The following is a 2,381-nucleotide window of genomic DNA, read 5'->3' on the forward strand; positions in this document are numbered from 1 at the left end:
AGCCAGGCGAGCGCGCCGCCGAGGCTGTGGCCGTAGAAGACATACGGCCGGTCGAGCGCGGCGGCGAGGGTGTCGGCGATCTCGGCGGCGGCCTCGTCGAGGGTCGCGGGGGAGGGGTCGGCGGTGCGCGAGTCGCGGCCGGGCAGGTGCACGGCGAGGGGCTCGAAATCGGGGGGGAGCAGGGCGGGCCAGGCGCGGTAGCTGGTCGCGCCGCCGCCGCCGTGCGGGAAGCAGAGCAGCCGGCGCCGGGCGTGCGGGCGCGCGGCCATCGGCCGGACCCAGAGGCCGGGCGACGGGGCGGGGGCGGGGTCGGTGCGGCGTGCCATCGTGCGCTGCAGCAGCTGCCGCTTCTGCTCCACGGTCATCGACCGCAGGCGCGGGTCGCCGGGCGTCATGGCAGGCTCTCGAGATCGAGCTCGCCCGAGCCGATCAGCATCTCGAGCATGGCATCGGTCTCCGCCTCGCTCAGCGCCTCAACCGGCGTCTCCGCCAGCCGGTCGACCGCGAGCAGCTCCTTCACGAGCTGGCCTGCCAGGGCGCTGACGCTCGGCCCCTGCATCAGCAGCGTGGTCGGGAGCCTGATGCCGACGTCCTGCTCGAGGCCGAGGGCGAGTTCGACCGCCATCAGCGAATCGACGCCGAGGCCGTCGAGCGAGCGGTCGAGCGGGATCGTCGCGGGGTCGGAGCGGAGGACCGCGGCCAGCGCCTCGCGGACGGCGGTCTCGAGGCGGCCGATGCGATCGGGCGGGGGCAGCGCCGCGAGCTCGCGGCGCAGCTGGCTCAGCCGGTCGCTGCCGGCGGCCGCCTGCACCATCGCGCCGAAGCGCGGCGTCCGCGCCAGCGGAGCGCCGGCCGCCCAGCGTTCCCAGTCGATGTCGGCGCAGGTGACGTTCGCGGGTGCCGCGTCGAGCAGGCCGCCCAGCGCTGCGAGCGCCTCCGACGTCGTGAAGGGGCGCAGGCCCGAGGCTCCGAGCTGGGCGATCAGTCCCTCCGAGCGCGCCGCGACGCCCGCGTCACCGAGCGCCCCCCACGCGATCGAGAGGCCGGGCATGCCGCGCGCCCGCCGGTGCCGCGCGAGGGCGTCGAGGTAGGCGTTCGCCGCGCAGTAGGCGCCCTGGCCGGGATTGCCGACGAGCTGCGCGACCGAGGAGAAGAGCACGAAATGATCGAGCGCGTCGCTCTCGCTCTCGCGGTGGAGATGAAGCGCCCCGAGCGCCTTGGGCGCCATCACGGCGCGCAGCCGTTCGCCGTCACAGCCGGCGAGCAGGCCGTCGTCGAGGACCATGGCGGCGTGGAAGATGCCGCCGAGCGGGGCGTCGCTGTCCCGGATGTCCGCGAGGAGGGCGCGCACCGCCGGGCCGTCGGACACGTCGAGCCGGGCCGCCCGGGCCTCGACGCCTGCTGCCGCGAGGTCCGCGACCAGGCTGCTCGATCCGGGGCCGCTGCGGCTCGCGAGGACGAGGTGGCGGGCGCCCTCGGCCGCCATCCAGCGCAGGAGCGCCTGCCCGAAGCCGCCGAAGGCGCCGGTGACCAGATAGGTCCGGTCGGGGCGGAACCGCGGCTTGGGCAGGCGCAGCGCGGGGATCTCGCCCCCCGCGAACTCGATCACCACCTTGCCGACATGCTTCGCGCGCGCCATCAGGCGGAAGGCGTCGGCCACCTCCGCGGCGGGGAAGGCCGTCACCGGGATCGGGCCGATCCGGCCGGCGGCGAAGAGCGCGGCGACGTCGTCGAAGATGCGGCGGAAGACCTTCGGACGCTCGCGCATCAGCCGGTCGACGTCCACAGCGGCGAAGCTGCGGTTCTCGTCGAAGCGGCGCATGCCGAGCGCGCTGTCGTTCTCGATGTCGCGCTTGCCGATCTCGATGAAGCGTCCGTAGGGGGCGAGCACGTCCCAGCTCCGGCGCAGAGCCTCGCCGGGGAGGCTGTTCAGCACCAGGTCGACGCCGGTTCCCTCCGTCGCCGCGAGGATCTCGTCGGCGAAGTCGAGGCTGCGGGAGTCGAAGACGTGGGCGATTGCCTGCCCGCGCAGGAAGGCGCGCTTCTCCTCGTCGCCCGCCGTCGCGAAGACCTCGGCGCCGACCATCCGGGCGATGGCGACCGCCGCCTGCCCGACCCCGCCCGAGGCGAGGTGGATGAGCACGCGCTCGTCTTCGGCGAGCCGGCCGATCTCCAGCAGTCCGTAGCAGGCGGTCATGTAGTTGATGAAGACCGGGGACTGGGTGGCGGTCAGCTGTGCCGGGCGCTGCGCAGCGAAGCGGGCCGGCAGCGTCTGGCGCGAGGCGAAGCTCGGATAGAGGCAGACCACCTCGTCCCCGACCGCGAAGTCGGTGACCGCGGCGCCGACGCGGGTGACCGTGCCGGCCGTCTCCATCCCGAGG

2 protein-coding genes are annotated in these 2,381 nt (G+C 74.8%); both read right to left on the minus strand.

The window, feature by feature from the left end:
• A partial coding sequence (locus tag Q0112_RS01630) for an alpha/beta fold hydrolase (RefSeq protein WP_297970532.1) occupies window positions 1-395 on the minus strand: 395 nt, incomplete at its 3' end.
• A partial coding sequence (locus Q0112_RS01635) for an SDR family NAD(P)-dependent oxidoreductase (RefSeq protein ID WP_297970534.1) occupies window positions 392-2,381 on the minus strand: 1,990 nt, incomplete at its 5' end. The genes Q0112_RS01630 and Q0112_RS01635, both read right to left, overlap by 4 nt.

The organism is uncultured Amaricoccus sp. (genome assembly GCF_937858865.1).
GTDB lineage: Bacteria > Pseudomonadota > Alphaproteobacteria > Rhodobacterales > Rhodobacteraceae > Amaricoccus.